We start from the raw sequence: 18,519 nt of genomic DNA, 5'->3' as shown, positions 1-18,519 counted from the left end.
GTGGTGGGCACGGCGCAAGCGCGCCTTTGCCCACCCTACCAAGTGGTGCTAACAGCGGACCATGATGCATCCTGCGTCGGCGAATCAGGCAGCTCATGCGCGTCTTCACCGTTCCAGTTTCGGTTCCCTTCCTGCGTACGGTCGTCGCCGCGCTGCTCGACGGCCGGCTGGTCGATGGCTTTGAGGCGCGCAGCGAACCGGCGCGGCTGGCGGACGCCACGCTCTATCTGCCGACGCGGCGCGCGATGCGCGTTGTGCGCGAGATCTTCCTGGAGGAAATGAAGGCGGACGCGGTGGTGTTGCCGCGCATCGTCGCCCTCGGCGATATCGACGAGGACGAACTCGCTTTTGCCGACGAGGCCGAGCAGTTTTCCGGCACAACACCGCTCGACATTCCGCCGCGCCTTGGCGAGCTCGAACGCAGGCTGACGCTGGCCCGGCTGGTGGCGGCCTGGGCCAAAGGCGAGGTGTTGGCGCCGCTGGTGGTCGGCGGCCCCGCCTCGACGCTGGCGCTCGCCTCGGATCTTGCGCGCCTCATCGACGACATGGTGACGCGCGGCGTCGACTGGAGCGCGCTCGACGGACTCATTCCCGACCAGCTCGATCAATACTGGCAACATTCGCTTCAGTTCCTGCGCATCGCGCGCGAGGCCTGGCCGAGCCATCTCGCCGAGATCAACCGGATCGAACCCGCGGCGCGGCGCGATCAACTGATCGCCGCAGAGGCAAAGCGGCTGACCGCGCATCGCACAGGACCCGTGATCGCAGCGGGCTCGACCGGTTCGATGCCGGCCACCGCCAAATTCCTGCACGCGGTTGCTTCGCTCCCGCATGGCGCAGTGGTGCTGCCGGGACTCGACACCGATCTCGACGAGGACGCCTGGAGAACCATCGGCGGCGTGCGCGATGCGCTGGGCCAGTTCGCGGAACATCCCGCCTCCAATCATCCGCAATATGCCATGCACGCGCTGCTGCAGCGCTTCGGCATCAAGCGCAGCGACGTCGATATCCTCCAACCGCCGGCGGAAGGCGGACGCGATCTCCTCGCTTCCGAAGTGATGCGGCCGTCAAGCGCGACCGAGAGGTGGCACGACCGGCTGAAGCAGCGCGATGTCGCCGGCAAGATCGCCGCCGGCATGAAAGGGCTCGCCGTCGTCGAGGCGCCCAATCCCGAGATGGAAGCGCTCGCGATTGCGATTGCGATGCGCGAGGCGCGGCATCTCGACAAATCCGCCGCGCTGGTGACACCGGATCGCGCGCTCGCGCGGCGGGTGATGGCGGCGCTCGCGCGCTGGGATCTCGCCTTCGACGATTCCGGCGGCGACGTGCTGATGGAAACCTCCGCCGGCACGTTTGCGCGCCTTGCGGCGGAAGTTGCGACCAAGGGCCTGGAGCCGCCGACCTTGCTTGCGCTGCTGAAGCATCCGCTGTGCCGGCTCGGCGCGGTGCCCGGTGCGTGGACGGCCGCAATCGAGGGCTTGGAGCTCGCGGTGTTGCGCGGCACCCGCCCGCCGCCCGGCACGGCGGGGCTCTCGCGCGAGTTCACCCGCTTCCGCGATGAGCTTGGAAAACTCTGGCGGAGCGAGGTCTCCGCTCTGCATCGAAATGAGCCCCGCGCACGGCTGAAGGCCGAAAACCTCGATCGTATCCAGGCACTGATCGCGGCGTTGCAGGCGGCGCTGGCGCCGATCGAGAGTCTGGCATCGTCAAAACCTCACGATTTCGCCGAGCTCGCGCATCGCCATCGCGAGATCCTGATCGCGCTGTCGCGCGACGAGCAGGGCATCGCGCTTGCGTTCGAGGATCGCGAAGGGTTGGCGCTCGCCGCCGCCTTCGACGATCTCCTGCGCGGCGGCACGACGAGCGGGCTGGTGGTTCCGCTGCCAGACTATGCCGACGTGTTCCAGACCGCGTTCGGCGACCGCGCGGTGCGGCGGCCGGACAAGCCCGGCGCGCGGCTCCAGATCTATGGTCCTCTGGAATCGCGCCTGATGCAGGCCGACCGCATCATCGTCGGCGGGCTTATCGAAGGCGTGTGGCCACCCTCGCCGCGCATCGATCCCTGGCTCAGCCGCCCGATGCGGCACGAGCTCGGTCTCGATCTGCCGGAGCGCCGCATCGGCCTCTCCGCGCATGACTTCGCGCAGCTGCTCGGCGCCGACGAGGTGATCCTGACCCATTCCGCCAAGGCCGGCGGCGCGCCGGCGGTGGCCTCGCGCTTCCTGCACCGGCTGGAAGCGGTCGCGGGCGACGAGCATTGGAAGGCGGCAAAACGCGCAGGTGAAAAATATGTCCTGTTCGCGAGCGCGCTGGATCAGCCCGACGAGGTCAAGCCGATCAAGCAGCCCGAGCCGCGGCCGCCGCGCGCAACGCGGCCGCTGAAGCTGTCGGTCACCGCGATCGAGGATTGGCTGCGCGATCCCTACACGATCTACGCAAAATACATTTTGCGGCTCGACGCGCTCGATCCCGTCGACATGCCGCTCTCCGCTGCCGACCGCGGCTCTGCCATCCACGATGCCCTGGGCGAGTTCACGGAAGTCTATGCCGCCCGCTTGCCGCAGGATCCGGTGCGTGTCCTGCGTGCGATCGGCGAAAAGCATTTTGCGCCGCTGATGGAGCGCCCGGAAGCGCGGGCGTTGTGGTGGCCGCGTTTCCAGCGTATCGCACGCTGGTTTGGCGAATGGGAGCAGGCGCGGCGCGACGCGATCGAGGCGATCGCCGCCGAGACCCGCGGCGAGATATCAATCCCGCTCGACAATGAGCGCACGTTTTATCTCTCCGCGCGCGCCGATCGCATCGAGCAGCGCCAGGGCGGCGGTTACGCGATCCTCGACTACAAGACCGGCCAGCCGCCGACCGGCAAGCAGGTGCGCATGGGATTGTCGCCGCAGCTCACGCTGGAAGCGGCGATCCTGCGCGAGGGCGGTTTTCCCGACATCGACGCCGGCTCATCCGTCAGCCAGCTCGTTTACGTTCGGCTGAGCGGCAACAATCCGCCGGGCGAGGAGCGCATCCTGGAGCTCAAGATCAAGCCGAGTGACACACCGCAGCCGCCGGACACCGCAGCCACGGAAGCGCGAAACAAGCTGGAAGCGCTGATCCGCGCCTTCGAGGACGAGAACCAGGCCTACACCTCGTTGAACCTGCCGATGTGGACCAACCGCTACGGCAGCTATGACGATCTCGCACGTATCAAGGAATGGTCCGCCGCCGGCGGCTTAGGGATCGAGGAATGGTGAAGGCGCCGCGCCCCATCCCTGATGCCGTGCGCGCGACGCAGGCGCGCGCCACCGACCCGAACGCATCGGCCTTCGTGTCGGCCAATGCCGGCTCGGGCAAGACGCATGTGCTGGTGCAGCGGGTCATCCGCCTGTTGCTGTCGGGCGTGCCTCCGGAAAAGATCCTCTGCATCACCTTCACCAAGGCGGCAGCCGCCAACATGGCCGAGCGCGTGTTCACGACGCTCGGCCATTGGGTGACGCTGGATGACACAGCGCTTGACGATGCGATCCGCGCCGCCGGGATCCCCTATCCCACCGCAAAGCTGCGTCGTGAGGCGCGAAAGCTGTTCGCCTGTGCACTGGAGACGCCGGGCGGCTTGAAGGTGCAGACCATCCACGCGCTGTGCACCCGACTGCTCCAGCAGTTCCCGTTCGAGGCCAACGTGCCGGCACGCTTCGCCGTGATCGACGAGCGCGACCAGACCGACATGATGGAGCGCGCCAATCTGAAGGTGCTGCTGGAGGCCGCGCGCGATCCTGATAGCGTCACCGGCCGCGCCTTGCTCACGGCGATGGCGCACGCCGCGGACGTCACGTTCAAGGAGGTTGTGCGTGAAGCCTGCCTCAGCCGCGATCACTTCATGGCCTGGACCGATGCGGCCGGCAGCGCCGAGGCAGCTGCCGCGGAGATGGCGGCGGTGCTGGGCGTCGATGCCGCTGACCGCATGGAAGACCTCGAGCTTGAAATTCTCGATGGCCCCTTCCTGCCGCGATCGCGCTGGGACGACATCGCCTTTGCGCTGGAGGACGGCAGCAAGTCCGATAACGACCAGGCAGAGCGGCTGCGTGCGGCAAAAGTGTTTTCCGGCAGCGCGCAGGTCGATGCCTATCTCAGCGTCTTCCTTACCGACGAGAAGCTGCCACGCAAGGCCGTGCTGACCAGGAAGTTCGGCGATCACAACCCCTCCGTCGCGCGCCTGTTCGAGGCCGAGGCGCTGCGCCTCGGCGCATTGATCGAGAAGCGCCGCGCGGTCACCGTGCGCGACCGCACCGAGGCTCTCCTGCACATTGCGACCGCCGCGGCGGCGAACTACCGCCGCGAAAAGCAGGAGCGCGGGCTGCTCGACTACGACGACCTCATCGACAAGACGCTGACGATGCTGAACCGCATCAGCTCGGGCTGGGTGCACTACAAGCTCGACCGCGGCGTCGATCATGTGCTGATCGACGAGGCGCAGGACACGAGCCCGCGGCAATGGGACATCGTCGCGCACATCATCTCCGAGTTCACCGCCGGCGAGGGCGCGCGTGAGGGCCTCAACCGGACCATCTTCGCCGTCGGCGACGAGAAGCAGTCGATCTTCTCGTTCCAGGGCGCCGCGCCGCACGAATTCGACGCGCGCCGGCGCGAGCTGCACCGCAAATTCACCGCAGCCGGGCTGAAATTCGATCCCGTCGCGTTCACCTATTCATTTCGCTCGGGCGCCACGATCCTGCACTCGGTCGACCGCGTGTTCCGCGAGCCGGACATCTACAAGAGCATCCACGCGATCGAGATCGGCCATCCCCTGCACAATGCGCTCAGCGATGCCGGCCCGAGCCTGATCGAGCTTTGGGACCTTGCGGAAGCCGACGACAGGCAGGACATCGAAGGCTGGCGCGCGCCATTCGACGGCGTTTCCGTCACCAGCCCCGAGGTGAAGCTCGCCCGCCGCATCCAGGCCGAGATCAAGCGTCTGGTGGAGAGTGGCACGCTGACGGGTCACGAAGGTGAGCGGCGGCCGCTGCGCTATGGCGACATGCTGATCCTGGTGCGGCGGCGCGGCAACGCGTTCGACGCGGTGATCCAGGCGCTGAAGCACGCCGGCATCCCCGTCGCCGGCGCCGACCGGTTGAAGCTGACCGAGCACATCGCGATCATCGATTTGATGAACCTCGCCGATGCGCTGCTCCTGCCACAGGATGATCTTGCGCTCGCGGTGGCGCTGAAGAGCCCGCTGTTCGGCCTCGACGATGACGACCTGTTTGCACTCGCCTGGGACCGTAAGGGATCGCTGCGCCGTGCGCTGGCCGAGCACGCGCGGACAAGCGAGAAATTCACAGCCGTGCAGCGCCGGCTGGAAGCCTGCGACGTCCACGCGCGCAATGAGACGCCGTTCGCATTCTATGCCTGGCTGCTTGGCGGCGACGAAGGCCGCGCGCGCATCCTGCGCCGGCTCGGCTTTGAAGCCAACGATGCGCTCGACGAATTCTTGGAGCTCGCGCTCAACTACGAGCGCAAGGCGCCGGCCTCGCTGCAAGGTTTCATGGCCTGGCTGCGCTCGGCCGACACCGAGGTGAAGCGCGACATGGAGATCTCGCGCGACGAGGTCCGCGTCATGACCGTGCACGGCGCCAAGGGTCTGGAAGCCTCCGTGGTGTTCATGGTCGACACCACGTCCTCGCCCGCGGACACGCAGCGCCTGCGCCTGATCCATGTGCCGCGCGGCAATGGCAGTGAGGTCGTGGTCTGGGCCGGGCGGAAGGCGGACGATCCGAAACCCGTCATCGACGCGCGCAAGGCGATGCTCGAGGAGACCGAGGACGAATATCGCCGCCTGCTCTATGTCGCAATGACGCGCGCGGCCGACCGGCTGATCGTCGGCGGCTGCATGCCCGGTAACATGAACACGGTGCGCAAGCTCTGCTGGTACGACCTCGTCGACAAGGGCCTCGCCGGTTCCGGCCTTGAGAAGCAGACGATGGAGACGCCGCTTGGAAAGGTGACCCGCTTTGCCCGTCGGGAGGACGTCGCGCCGCTGGGCACGCCTGCGACCTCCGTTGACGAGACAATCGCGCTGCCGGACTGGCTGCGTACCCCAGCGCCGAAAGAAATCCTCGATGACGATCCGCTGCGCCCCTCGGGCCAAGCCGCCGAGGGAGGCCGCGCTGTCCGGACAGGCGAATCGGTCCAGTCCCGGGCCCTTGCATTGCAGCGCGGTACGCTGGTGCACCGGCTGCTGCAATCCCTGCCCGACATCGCCACCGACCGCCGGCGCGAGGCCGCGCTCGGCTTCATGGCGCGCAACGCCGCGGACTGGCCGGAGGCCGACCGCGTGGCGCTGGCCGACAAGGTGCTCGCCTTGATCGCCGCACCGCGTTTTGCCGCCGTGTTTGCCGCCGGCAGCCGCGCCGAGGTCGCCATCGTCGGCCGGCTGGACCGATCCGGCCGGCCGCCAGCGCTGGTGTCGGGCCAGATCGACCGGCTGGTGGTAACCCCCAGGGAGGTCCTGATCGTCGATTTCAAGACCAATCAGGTGGCGCCGAAGAGCGCCGCGGAGGCGCCGGCGGCTTATGTCCGCCAACTCGCGCTGTACCGGGCCGTGCTCTCCTCCCTTTATCCCCAAACGCCGGTCAGAGCGGTCCTGCTCTGGACCGAGACCCTTGAATATATGGAGATTTCCGCTCCCGCGCTGGACGCGGCGCTGGCATCCCTTCATGTCGGCGTGAGCATCCTTGACCCGGCAAGGCGCCGTTCATAGGTTGACGCCATGATCTCGGGCGCGATTCCCGTCGCGCCCTTCTCTCATTGTGCGAGGTATCCCCATGGCCGTTGGTAAGGTTTCTGATTCCGATTTCGAAGCCGAAGTGCTCAAGGCGAACGGCCCGGTGGTCGTCGATTTCTGGGCCGAATGGTGCGGCCCCTGCCGCATGATCGCCCCCGCGCTCGACGAGATCGCCGGCGCGATGGGCGACAAGGTCAAGATCGTCAAGCTCAACGTCGACGAGAGCCCGAAGACCGCGTCGAAGTACGGCGTGATGTCGATCCCGACCCTGATGATCTTCAAGGGCGGCGAGATGGCCTCGCGCCAGGTCGGCGCAGCACCGAAGGCAAAGCTGCAGCAGTGGATCACCGCTGCGGTCTGATCCGTTTTCGCGACGATTATTTTCGACAACGGCCGGCGAAATGCCGGCCGTTTTGCGTTGGGAGGCATGTCCTGAGTTGACGAGGCCCGCTCTTGCCTGCCCCTCCCGGAAAACGCGCGCACAGATCCACCTCACTCGTTGCCATGGAGGCACGCTCGGTCGATGCTATCCCGCGCGGACGGGAATGGCAGTACGAGCCGAAATGGGATGGCTTTCGCTGCCTGCTTTCGCGCGATGGCAAGAGTGTCGATCTTCGCTCCAAGTCCGGTGAGGATCTCGCGCGCTATTTTCCCGAGCTCGTTGCCGCCGCACTGAAGCTCAAGGCGCGCAGCTTCGTGCTCGACGGCGAGATCGTCGTGCTGCAGGGCAAGGGCTTTTCCTTTGACGCGCTGCTGCAACGAATTCATCCCGCCGCGAGCCGGGTCAAGAAGCTCTCTCAGGACACGCCGGCGCTCTTTCTCGCGTTCGATCTGCTGAAAAGCGTCAAAGACAAGCAGCTTGCAGGGAAGCCACTGAGCGAACGAAGGCCGGCGCTGGAAGCTTTCGCGAAAATCAGTTTCCGGAACGGTGCGAACTTCCGTCTCTCACCGGTTACGTTGAGCCCTGCCACCGCGCAAAAATGGCTGGCACGATCCGGCGGCGGCTCGGACGGCGTCATCGCCAAGCGCGTCGACCTGCCCTATCAGGCCGGAACGCGCGACGGCATGCAGAAGATCAAGCGATTTCGCAGCGCGGATTGCGTGGTCGGCGGCTTCCGCTATGCGACCAACAGGATCGCCGGCCGCAAGGTGGTCGGCTCGCTGCTGCTCGGGCTCTATGACGACAAGGGCCTCCTGCACCATGTCGGCTTCACCTCGGCGATGAAGCAGGGGGAGAAGCCGGCGCTGACCGAGAAGCTGGAAGCGCTGATCGGCGAGCCCGGCTTCACCGGCAACGCGCCGGGCGGTCCAAGCCGGTGGTCCACCGAACGCTCGGCGAAATGGTGCCCACTCAAGCCGAAGCTGGTTGTGGAGGTTTGCTACGACCATTTCAGCGGCGAACGCTTTCGCCACGGCACCTCGATCCAGCGCTGGCGACCCGACAAGGCACCGCGGCAATGCACCTTCGTGCAGCTGAAGCAGAAGGTGGCGGATCCCATGAAGATGCTGAAGCAGGCCCCGCCCGGTACGGCGAAGATGTCTATCTGATCCACCCCGTCGCGAGCGCGTTCGCGAGCTCACCCTGACCGTTGCGCCGCGCAAGCGCGGCCATCGCCTCGTGATCGTAAGCGATGTGGCGGAACGTCATCTGCCACGCACCGTTCACCAGCTCGAGGATCGCATAGCGCGCGTGCGGCGTGCCGGCCTCGACGAGGTGCGGATACGGATGCTCATCGCGATAGCCGGGGCTGCCGACGCTGCCGGGATTGACGATCGTCCGACCGTCACGTAGCCGCACGGCGCGCGCAAGATGCGTGTGCGCGCAGAGGATCAGGGATTGCGCGATGCCGTGCGCGAGCTGCTCGATGCGATCCAGCGGCGACATCGCAACGGTCCCATCGGAATGAACGGTATCGAGCCAATAGACCTCGTCGTCCTCCGGCGTCGCGTGGCAGAGGAACACCTGGTCACGAAACACGCGCGTCATCGGCTGCGCGCGTAGCCAGTCAAGATGAGAACCGTCTAGCTGCCCATGGGCGGGACGATCCCATGAGCCCATCTTCTCCGGAGGACGGTCGAGCAGATAGCGATCGTGGTTGCCGAGTACGTGCACGGCGTCCAGAGACATCAGGATATCGATCGTCCGTCGTGCATCGAGCGGCCCGCTCAGCATGTCGCCGAGATTGACGATGTCCTTGATGCCGTGTGCACGGATATCGGCCAGCACCGCCTCCAGCGCGAGATAGTTTCCATGGACGTCGGCAATCGCGGCAAAACGCATCGTCGTTCCCAATCTCGTGCCCCGGACGCAGCGCAGCACGTAGTGATGCGCTGCAGAGCCGGGGCCCACAAAACAAGCACTGGGTCCCGGCTCTGCGTCGCGTCATGACATGCCGCGCCGCGTCCGGGACACGAGAGTTTCATGCAGGAGGCGTGCCGTTGATGTCGAGCACGTGACCGGCGAGGTAAAGCGAGCCGGTGATCAGGATGCGCGGCGGCACGTCATGGGCGAGCCGTGACAGCGCGCGCAGCGCGGCCTCGACGCCGGGCGCGATCTCGACGCGCATGCCAAAGCTGCGCGCGGCATCCGCAAGCCGGTCGACCGGCATGGCGTTCTCGGTTTCCGGGATCGGCACCGCGATGATGTGGCGGGTAAGGCCGGCGAAATTGGCCAGAAACCCCTGCGCGTCCTTGTTGGCCATCATCCCGGCAATCACGACCAGGGGACGCGACACCCGCTCCTCGAGATCGCCGAGCGCGGCGGCCGCGACGCGGCCGCCCTCCGCGTTGTGTCCGCCATCGAGCCAGATCTCGGAGCCCCGTGGTCCCCAGCCGAGCAGCGCTCCGGAGGTGATCCGCTGCATCCGCGCCGGCCATTCGGCACCGAGGATTCCGGCTTCGAACGCCGCATGAGGTATCTTGAAGGCGCTCAACGCGCGCAGCGTCGCGATCGCAAGGCCGGCATTGTCGAACTGGTGACGGCCGAACAGGCGCGGCGCCGCAAGATCCATCAGACCGCGATCGTCGGAATAGACGAGACGTCCGTGCTCGACATTGACGTGCCAGCCCTCGTTTGCAGCAAACAGCGGCGCACGCATGCGCTTGGCCTGCGCTTCGATCACCGCCGTCGCCTCGCCCGTCTGCTCGGCCGATATCACGGGCACGCCTCGCTTGATGATCCCTGCTTTCTCGCCGGCAATCGCGCTCAAGCTATCCCCGAGGAAATCCATGTGGTCCATGCTGATCGGCGTGATCACGGAGGCCGCGGGCGTATCGATCACGTTGGTCGAATCGAGTCGTCCGCCGAGGCCGACTTCGAGCAGCACCACATCGGCCGGATTTTGCGCGAACAAGTGAAAGGCGGCGGCGGTCTTGAGCTCGAACACGGTCGCGGCCTCGCCGGCATTGACGCGCTCGACCTCCTCAAGCGCGGCACGCAGCTCGTCGTCACCGACCAGCACGCCGCCATTGAGGCGGCCGAGCCGGAAGCATTCGTTGATCCGGACCAGATACGGCGAGGTATAGGCGTGAACGCGCAGGTTTGCTGCTTCGAGCGTTGCGCGGAGATAGGCAAGCGTCGAGCCCTTGCCGTTGGTGCCGGCAATGTGGATTACCGGCGGCAGCTTGCGCTCGGGATGGCCGAGCCGCTCGAGCAGGCGATGCATCCGCTCGAGCCCGAGATCGATACGCTTTTGATGCAGTGCCGAGAGCCGCTCGACTACAGCACCGAGCGACGGCTTTGCGCTGTCAGCGGAGGCGTTCACGCGTGCGGTGCGGCCGGCGCCACTTCGGGGGCCGATACGATCTGCGCCGCGCTCGTCACCGGCTGCGCTGATTTCGACACGACCTCGAGTGCCGGCGACCTGGTCAGGAGGCGGCAGAGTCGCGCCAGGGTGGGGCGCAGGTCGTGACGGTGCACGACCATGTCGACCATGCCGTGCTCCTTCAGGTACTCGGCGCGCTGGAAACCTTCGGGGAGCTTCTCGCGGATGGTCTGCTCGATGACACGGGCGCCGGCAAAGCCGATCAGCGCACCCGGCTCGGCGATCTGCACGTCGCCGAGCATCGCATAGGACGCGGTGACGCCGCCGGTGGTCGGGTTGGTCAGCACCACGATGTAGGGCTGCCTGGCTTCGCGCAGCATCTGCACGGCGACAGTCGTGCGCGGCATCTGCATCAGCGACAAGATGCCTTCCTGCATGCGGGCGCCGCCCGAGGCTGCGAACACGATGAACGGCGACTTCTTCTCGACCGCGAGCTCGAGCCCGCGCACGATGGCTTCGCCCGCGGCCATGCCGAGCGAGCCGCCCATGAAGTCAAAGTCCTGCACGGCGATGACGACGGCGGCGCCTTCGAGCTTGCCGTAGCCGACCTTGATCGCATCGTTCAGATTGGTGCGGGCGCGCGCATCCTTGATGCGATCGGCATATTTCTTTTCGTCGCGGAATTTCAGCGGATCGGGGGCGACCTCCGGCAGAGCGACGTCGAACCAGGTCTCGTTGTCGAAGATCGACTTGAGCCGCGCCACCGCGCCCATGCGCATGTGATAGTTCGAGCCGGGGATGACGAACTGGTTGGCCTCGACGTCCTTGTAGAACACGAGCTGCCCGGAATCCGGGCATTTGATCCACAAATTCTCCGGCGTCTCCCGCCGCAGCATGTTGCGGATTTTCGGCCGGACCACATTGGTGAGCCAGTTCATGGTTTGCTCCGATTAGCCATCCCGCCCTGGGATGGCTTGAAGAGATATATGGCGGCCGGGACTTTCCCCGGCAAGCCGCTATGTGGCCCGCGTTAGAGCATGATCCGGAAAAGTGTGAAGTGGTTTTCCGACAAGATCATGCTCAAACAAAGAGCTAAAGCGCGATGACGATTCAACTCAACCTCATCGCGCTTTAGAAGCGGAATTATGGCCTATTCCGCCGCCTGCGGCGCGCCCCGCACGCCCTGGGCGAGGGATGCGGTCAATTCGGCGACGGCGTCAACGGTCTTGCCGGTGGCGCGCCCCTCCGCATCGAGGCTGTTCTTGAGGGCATCGACCAGCGCGGTGCCGACCACCGCGCCATTGGCGTGCGATGCGATGGCGCGGGCAGCATCCGGCGTCCGGATGCCGAAGCCGACGCAGACCGGCAATTTTGTATGCCGCTTGATGCGCGCAACCGCCTCGCTCACGGCCGTGGCATCGGCAGCAGCCGCACCGGTGATGCCAGTGATGGCGACGTAGTAGACGAAGCCCGAGGTGTTGGCGAGCACGGCCGGCAGGCGCTTGTCGTCGGTCGTCGGTGTCGCCAGGCGGATGAAGTTGAGGCCGGCCTTCATCGCGGGCAGGCAGAGCTCGTCGTCTTCCTCCGGTGGCAGATCGACGATGATGAGGCCATCGACGCCGGCGGTCTTGGCATCGGCGAGAAACTTGTCGACGCCGTAGATGTAGATCGGATTGTAGTAGCCCATCAGCACGATCGGCGTGGCATTGTCGTCCTTGCGGAAGCCGCGCACGAGCTCGAGCGTCTTCTTGAGCGTCATGCCAACCTTGAGCGCGCGCAGGCCCGCTGCCTGGATCGACGGGCCGTCGGCCATCGGATCGGTGAAGGGCATGCCGAGCTCGATCACGTCGGCGCCGGCCTTCGGCAATGCCTTGATGATCTCGAGCGACGTCGCCGGATCGGGATCGCCAGCCATCACGAAGGTGACGAAGGCCGAGCGGCCCTGCTTCTTCAGCTCGGCAAAGCGGGTATCGATACGCGTGGTCACTTGGTCTTGCCCCTCAGGATATCGCAGACTTGCGGGACGTCCTTGTCGCCGCGGCCGGAGAGATTGACGACCATCAAGTGATCCCTGGGCCGCTTCGGCGCGAGCTCCATCACCTTGGCGATGGCATGCGCGGGCTCCAGCGCCGGGATGATGCCTTCGAGCCGCGACAATAGCTGGAATGCTGCGAGCGCCTCGTCGTCGGTCGCGGAGAGATAGTTGACGCGGCCGATCTCGTGCAGCCAGGAATGCTCGGGGCCGATGCCGGGATAGTCGAGACCGGCCGAGATCGAGTGCGCGTCCTGGATCTGGCCGTCCTCGTTCATCAGGAGATAGGTGCGGTTGCCGTGCAGCACGCCGGGACGGCCGCCCGCGATCGAGGCCGCATGCAATTGCGTGAGCCCGTGGCCCGCAGCCTCGACGCCAAAGATCTCGACCGAGGGATCGTCGAGGAAGGGATGGAACAGGCCCATGGCATTGGAGCCGCCGCCGATGCAGGCGACGAGCGAATCGGGCAGCCGGCCTTCGACCTCCTGCATCTGCACCTTGGTCTCATTGCCGATCACCGACTGGAAGTCACGCACCAGCGTCGGATAGGGATGGGGACCAGCCACCGTGCCGATGCAGTAAAAGGTGTTGTGCACGTTGGTGACCCAGTCGCGCAGCGCCTCGTTCATGGCGTCCTTCAGCGTGCGCGTGCCCGATTGCACCGGAAACACCTTGGCGCCCAGCATCTCCATGCGGATGACGTTGGGCTGCTGCCGCTCGACGTCGACGGCGCCCATATAGACCACGCATTCCAGGCCGAAGCGCGCGCAAAGCGTCGCGGTGGCGACGCCGTGCTGGCCGGCGCCGGTCTCGGCGATGATGCGCTTCTTGCCCATGCGCCGCGCCAGCATGATCTGGCCAAGCACGTTGTTCACCTTGTGCGAGCCGGTGTGGTTCAGCTCCTCGCGCTTGAAGTAGATTTTTGCGCCGCCGAGATGCTCGGTGAGGCGCTCGGCGAAATAGAGCGGCGAGGGCCGGCCGACATAGTTCTTGAGATAGCCGTTCATCTCGGCCTGGAAGGCCGGATCGGCCCTGGCCGCGTTGTAGGCCTTCTCCAGATCGAGGATCAGCGGCATCAGGGTTTCGGCGACGAAGCGCCCGCCGAAGATGCCGAAATGGCCGCGCTCGTCCGGGCCGCTGCGGTAGGAGTTTGGTTTGGCGATGTTCATCGTACGCTCAACTCTTGGGTGGCGCGCGCCGCGCGAATAAAGGCTTTGATCATCTCCGGGTCCTTCACGCCGGGGGCGCTCTCGACCCCGGAGGAGACATCGACGCCGCCGGCGCCGGTGAGTCGCAGGGCCTCTGCGACGTTCTGGGCGTGCAACCCGCCGGAGACCATATAGGGCAGCTTCAGATCGAGGTTTTCCAAAAGGTGCCAGTCGAAGGGCGCGCCCAGCCCGCCAGGCCGGGTTGCGTCCTTCGGCGGACGGGCATCGAACAGGATGCGGTCGGCGACCGCGGCGTAGCCGGGCAGCACCGCGAGATCGGCCGCCGTCTCGATCGGCAGCGCCTTCATCACCGGGCGGCCGAACCTCTGCTTGATGTCGCGCAGCCGCGCGGTGCTCTCCTTGCCGTGGAGCTGAAGAATGTCCGGCGACAGCGCGTCCATGATGTTGTCGAGCGTCGCGTCGTCGGCATCCACCGTGAGCGCGACCTTCAGCGCACGCTTCTTGACCTGCCGGCCGAGATCCCGCCCGGTTTCCAGCGACAGATGCCTGGGCGAGGGTGGAAAGAACACGAACCCCACCATGTCGGCGCCGGCGTCGAGCGCGACGTCAAGCGTCTCGCGCGTGGACAGGCCGCAGATTTTGACGAGCAGGGTCATGGTCTCGAAGCGCAAGGAGGCCGCGAAGCCGCGGCCGGAAAAACGGGGTTTTCGATGCGGCCGCTTCTACAACGTCGCGCGCTGCTTGTCTCGCCCGACGGGACCGTAAAGGCCGGCCCCGGTGGGGAGGACCGGCAGCCGCTGCGGATCGGGCCGCGAGGCGGCCGCGGAGGCCCTCAAGTCCGCCAATTCGGACCTCGCCGAGCGCGCATCGGCCTCGTGCCGGCGCGCCGCCCGCCGCCAATGCCGCTGGCCGAACCAGACGGCACAGCCACCGGCCAGCACTCCCAGAAACGCCACCAGGATCAGGAGCAGGAACAACGGCAGGGCGACCGACAGCGACGGATCGGCCGAATTGAAGGGGTCGAAGGAAACCGTGACGAAATGGTGGTTGGCGACGGCGAAGACCACGAGCAGCAGGAAGAACGGAATCACGATCAACGCGGTCAGGAATTTTCGCATCTCGATCGCTCGCCTTGAATCATGCTTGTGGCCGCATCAAGCGGCCACGCCGGTAAACCTGGGCGTCGGCCCTAGTCTGGCGCGCCAGGGTCCGGATGGTCGCGGTTCAGCCGCTCGCGCATTTCCTTGCCCGTTTTGAAGAACGGGACGCTCTTCTGGTCGACGGGCACATGGGCGCCGGTGCGCGGATTGCGCCCTGCGCGCGCGGGGCGATGCTTCACCGAAAAAGCACCGAAGCCGCGCAGCTCGACCCGATCGCCGCGCGCGAGCGCTGCGACGATCTCCTCGAGGATCGCATTCACAATGTTCTCGACATCCCGCTGGTAAAGGTGCGGGTTGTGCTCGGCGATACGCTGAACAAGTTCGGATTTGATCATCGAGAGATAGGACCCGGAAGCGTGCGGATGACCATTTCCGTGAAAATGCCTTGATCTGTCAAGACGCTAAATCAAGCTTGGACAGCGCTAAAGTGCGTGACAAAGGTCTGAAAGGGGGTCTGTCACAGCACAAGCCGAACGGGAAAACCCTCTCGGCCTCGCCCGGTTCCCGGTCAATTTGACGCGGCGGGCTGCCACAGCGCGAGCATTCCGTCCAAACCGATCCGATCGACCGCCTGCGTGACGCCGCTGCGCTCGATCTGATGCGCCAGCGAGCTCAAACCGATGGCTTCGAGCGTGACGGTGGCCGCCGACTTGAGGAATGGCAGATCGCCGAAGCGGGGCTCGAGCTTGTAGTCGCGAACCGGCAGGTCCTTCTTGACGCCCTTCTGCTCGACGAGCCATGTCACCGCAGTTTTCTCGTCGCCGAGCTGGTCGATCAGCTTCAGCTCGATCGCCTGCCGACCGGTGAAAACGCGGCCATCGGCGACTTTCTCGAGCTGCGCGTCATCCATGCCGCGGCGCTCCTTCACCAGTCCCTTGACCCAGGCGTAGGAGTCCTTCACCAGTGCATCGAGCGCGGCCCGCGCTTCGGGGCTGGTGGGTTCGAAGCCGTTCGGCGCAGCCTTCAACGGCGAGGATTTCACCTCCTCGACCTTCACGCCGATGATCTTCAGGAGATCGGCGACGTTCGGATATTGGAACAGCACGCCGATCGAGCCGACCAGCGAGCTTTGCTGGGCGATGATGTGGTCAGCTGCGATCGCGGTGATGTAGCCACCGGAAGCGGCAAGCCCCTCGACCACCACGACGAGCGGCTTCTTCGCCTTCAGCCGCGTCAGCGAATCATAGAGCTGCTCGGAGCCGGCGGTGGTGCCGCCCGGCGAATTGATGTGAACGATGACAGCGGCCGCGCGGGAATTCTCCAGCCGCTCCAGCGCCTGGGTGCGCTCGGAATCGCTGCGGATCAGACCATCGATCTGGACGCGCGCGATCGAGCCGGCGGACGCGAATGTACCGCGCACGCCCGGCGTCGCGACGAGCGCAAAGCCCGCAATCGCCGCGATCGCGACCAGCGCGGCAGCGACGCGCCAGAATGTCAGCTTGCGGCGGATCCGGCGGCGATCGACGATGATGTCCGAATCGAGCGACATCGAAAAATCTCCAAATATGTGGGCTCACGCCTTTTGCAGTCGCAGCGTGACCATCGGCTTATCTGGATACATCAATTGCGACGCAATTTGAAGAAAGCAAGGCTGGTAACCGCGTAGCCCGCATGGAGCGCAGCATAATCCGGGATCGGCTCGCCGCGCAAAGATACCCGGATTTCGCTGCGCTCCATCCGGGCTACGGGCGCAAAAAAGCCCCAGCAAAATGCCGGGGCTTTGATGTTTGCGAAACAAGCGTAACGCTTACTTGTTCTCGCCGCGGTTCTTGAGCGCGGTGCCGAGGATGTCACCGAGCGTCGCCCCCGAATCAGAGGAGCCGTACTGCGCGATGGCTTCCTTCTCCTCGGCAACTTCGAGCGCCTTGATCGACACCTGGACCTTGCGGGCCTTCTTGTCGAACTGGATGACGCGGGCATCGACCTTCTCGCCGACGGCGAAGCGTTCGGCGCGCTGGTCGTTGCGGTCACGGGCGAGCTCGGAGCGCTTGATGAAGGTGGTGAAGTCGGTACCGGTGATCTTCACCTCGATCCCGGCTTCCTTCACTTCGAGCACCTCGCAGGTCACGACCGCGCCCTTCTTGACATCGCCCGGCTCGGCGAATGGGTCGCCTTCGAGCTGCTTGATGCCGAGCGAGATACGCTCCTTCTCGACGTCCACATCGAGCACCACGGCCTTCACCACGTCGCCCTTCTTGTAGTTGTCGATCACCTGCTCGCCCGGAAGCTTCCAGTCGAGGTCGGAGAGGTGAACCATGCCGTCGACGTCGCCCTCGAGACCCAGGAACAGACCGAACTCGGTCTTGTTCTTGACTTCGCCCTCGACCACCGAACCGGTCGGATGTTTCTCGACGAAGACCTCCCACGGGTTGCGCATGGTCTGCTTGAGGCCGAGCGAGATACGGCGCTTGACGGAATCGACTTCCAGCACCTGCACTTCGACTTCCTGCGAGGTCGAGACGATCTTGCCGGGGTGCATGTTCTTCTTGGTCCACGACATCTCGGAGACGTGGATCAGGCCCTCGATGCCCGGCTCGAGCTCGACGAACGCGCCGTAGTCGGTGATGTTGGTGACACGGCCGGTGAAGCGCGCACCCAGCGGGTACTTGGCTTCGATGCCCTGCCACGGATCGTCCAGCAGCTGCTTCATGCCCAGCGAGATGCGGTGCGTCTCGTGGTTGATCTTGATGATCTTGACCTTCACGGTCTGGCCGATCGAGAGCACCTCGGTCGGGTGGTTGACGCGGCGCCACGCGATATCGGTGACGTGCAGGAGGCCGTCGATACCGCCGAGATCAACGAACGCACCGTAGTCGGTGATGTTCTTGACCACGCCGTCGATGACCTGACCCTCTTCGAGGTTCTGCACCAGCTCCTGACGCTGCTCGGCGCGGGTCTCTTCCAGCACCGTGCGGCGGGAGACGACGATGTTGCCGCGGCGGCGATCCATCTTGAGGATCTGGAACGGCTGCGAGTTGTTCATCAGCGGCGCAACGTCGCGGATCGGGCGGATGTCGACCTGCGAGCGCGGCAGGAACGCCACGGCGCCGTCGAGGTCGACGGTGAAGCCGCCCTTGACCTGGTTGAAGATGACGCCGTTGACCTTTTCGTTGTTCTGGAACGCCTTCTCGAGCTTGCCCCAGCTCTCTTCGCGGCGCGCCTTGTCGCGCGACAGCACGGCCTCGCCGAGGGCGTTTTCGATGCGATCGAGGAATACTTCCACCTCATCGCCGACCTTGAGGTCGCTCTCACGGCCGGGGCCGGAAAATTCGCGCAGCGCGACGCGGCCCTCGGTCTTCAGGCCGACGTCGATGACGGCCATGTCCTTTTCGATTGCAACAACCTTGCCCTTGACGACGGAGCTCTCCTGCAGATTACCACCTGCAAAGGACTCATCGAGCATCGCGGCGAAATCGTCACGCGAGGGGCTGTAGGTATTAGCGGAAGTCGAAGCCATTTGTTCTCCAGTTGCGGACGTTTTGCCGGCCGTTGGGTTGATGGGCGTATCGCGCGCGCAGTGTCGGAAGGTCCGCAAAACCTTCGAGCGACCGCTCGCTGCCCCGGGTCTTCCCCTGAAAGCAGCAAGAGCGGGCCGGCGAGAGCCCGCGCGTTCGATACGTTGAAT

14 protein-coding genes are annotated in these 18,519 nt (G+C 65.5%); 4 read left to right on the top strand and 10 right to left on the bottom strand.

Annotation, left to right across the window (positions count from 1 at the left end; genetic code table 11):
* Positions 1-95: 95 nt before the first annotated feature.
* From addB to SO139_RS23025, 4 genes are all read left to right on the top strand, one after another.
* Positions 96-3,242 carry a double-strand break repair protein AddB gene (gene addB / locus SO139_RS23040; RefSeq protein ID WP_449381531.1) on the top strand — a complete coding sequence of 1,049 codons (3,147 nt, stop codon included), beginning with the start codon at positions 96-98 and terminating at the stop codon, positions 3,240-3,242.
* Complete coding sequence (addA, locus tag SO139_RS23035) at positions 3,236-6,745, top strand: double-strand break repair helicase AddA (protein WP_474802519.1); 3,510 nt, start codon at positions 3,236-3,238, stop codon at positions 6,743-6,745. Before addB ends, addA begins: the two co-directional genes overlap by 7 nt.
* Positions 6,746-6,809: 64 nt before the next feature.
* The gene (trxA, locus tag SO139_RS23030) at positions 6,810-7,130 is read left to right on the top strand and encodes a thioredoxin (protein WP_027528295.1); all 321 of its coding nucleotides are present in this window, start codon (positions 6,810-6,812) and stop codon (positions 7,128-7,130) included.
* 143 nt (positions 7,131-7,273) lie between these two features.
* Complete coding sequence (locus SO139_RS23025) at positions 7,274-8,317, top strand: ATP-dependent DNA ligase (RefSeq protein ID WP_449381560.1); 1,044 nt, start codon at positions 7,274-7,276, stop codon at positions 8,315-8,317.
* On the opposite strand, the gene SO139_RS23020 is transcribed toward SO139_RS23025, so the two are convergent.
* The 10 genes from SO139_RS23020 to rpsA all read right to left on the bottom strand — a co-directional run bounded on the left by SO139_RS23020 (position 8,310) and on the right by rpsA (position 18,351).
* Positions 8,310-9,050 (bottom strand): metallophosphoesterase family protein, encoded by a 741-nt coding sequence (locus SO139_RS23020; RefSeq protein WP_449381529.1) that lies wholly within the window; start codon positions 9,048-9,050, stop codon positions 8,310-8,312. The two genes, SO139_RS23025 and SO139_RS23020, sit on opposite strands and share 8 nt — an antisense overlap.
* A gap of 139 nt (positions 9,051-9,189) precedes the next feature.
* Positions 9,190-10,533 carry a bifunctional folylpolyglutamate synthase/dihydrofolate synthase gene (locus tag SO139_RS23015; protein ID WP_449381528.1) on the bottom strand — a complete coding sequence of 448 codons (1,344 nt, stop codon included), beginning with the start codon at positions 10,531-10,533 and terminating at the stop codon, positions 9,190-9,192.
* Positions 10,530-11,471 (bottom strand): acetyl-CoA carboxylase, carboxyltransferase subunit beta, encoded by a 942-nt coding sequence (gene accD / locus SO139_RS23010; RefSeq protein WP_449381527.1) that lies wholly within the window; start codon positions 11,469-11,471, stop codon positions 10,530-10,532. Before accD ends, SO139_RS23015 begins: the two co-directional genes overlap by 4 nt.
* 212 nt (positions 11,472-11,683) lie before the next feature.
* Positions 11,684-12,520, bottom strand: a complete 837-nt coding sequence (trpA, locus tag SO139_RS23005; protein ID WP_449381526.1) for a tryptophan synthase subunit alpha — start codon at positions 12,518-12,520, stop codon at positions 11,684-11,686.
* Positions 12,517-13,734, bottom strand: coding sequence for a tryptophan synthase subunit beta (gene trpB / locus SO139_RS23000; RefSeq protein WP_498540615.1), 1,218 nt, complete (start codon positions 13,732-13,734; stop codon positions 12,517-12,519). The genes trpA and trpB overlap by 4 nt, the downstream gene beginning before the upstream one ends.
* Positions 13,731-14,390, bottom strand: a complete 660-nt coding sequence (locus SO139_RS22995; RefSeq protein WP_449381524.1) for a phosphoribosylanthranilate isomerase — start codon at positions 14,388-14,390, stop codon at positions 13,731-13,733. Before SO139_RS22995 ends, trpB begins: the two co-directional genes overlap by 4 nt.
* A 66-nt stretch (positions 14,391-14,456) precedes the next feature.
* Positions 14,457-14,852, bottom strand: coding sequence for a lipopolysaccharide assembly protein LapA domain-containing protein (locus SO139_RS22990; protein WP_449381523.1), 396 nt, complete (start codon positions 14,850-14,852; stop codon positions 14,457-14,459).
* A 71-nt stretch (positions 14,853-14,923) separates the two neighbouring features.
* Entirely contained in the window at positions 14,924-15,229 is a 306-nt protein-coding gene (locus SO139_RS22985; protein ID WP_007598410.1) for an integration host factor subunit beta, read from the bottom strand.
* A gap of 173 nt (positions 15,230-15,402) precedes the next feature.
* A complete protein-coding gene (gene sppA / locus SO139_RS22980) occupies positions 15,403-16,383 on the bottom strand; it encodes a signal peptide peptidase SppA (RefSeq protein WP_498540614.1) in 981 nt (326 codons plus the stop codon).
* 258 nt (positions 16,384-16,641) lie between these two features.
* Positions 16,642-18,351 (bottom strand): 30S ribosomal protein S1, encoded by a 1,710-nt coding sequence (gene rpsA, locus SO139_RS22975; RefSeq protein WP_449381521.1) that lies wholly within the window; start codon positions 18,349-18,351, stop codon positions 16,642-16,644.
* Positions 18,352-18,519: the final 168 nt, after the last annotated feature.

This window comes from Bradyrhizobium sp. UFLA05-89, assembly GCF_059803475.1.
Note: the sequence above shows the minus strand (reverse complement) of the source record. Positions and strands in the feature narration are given on the sequence as shown.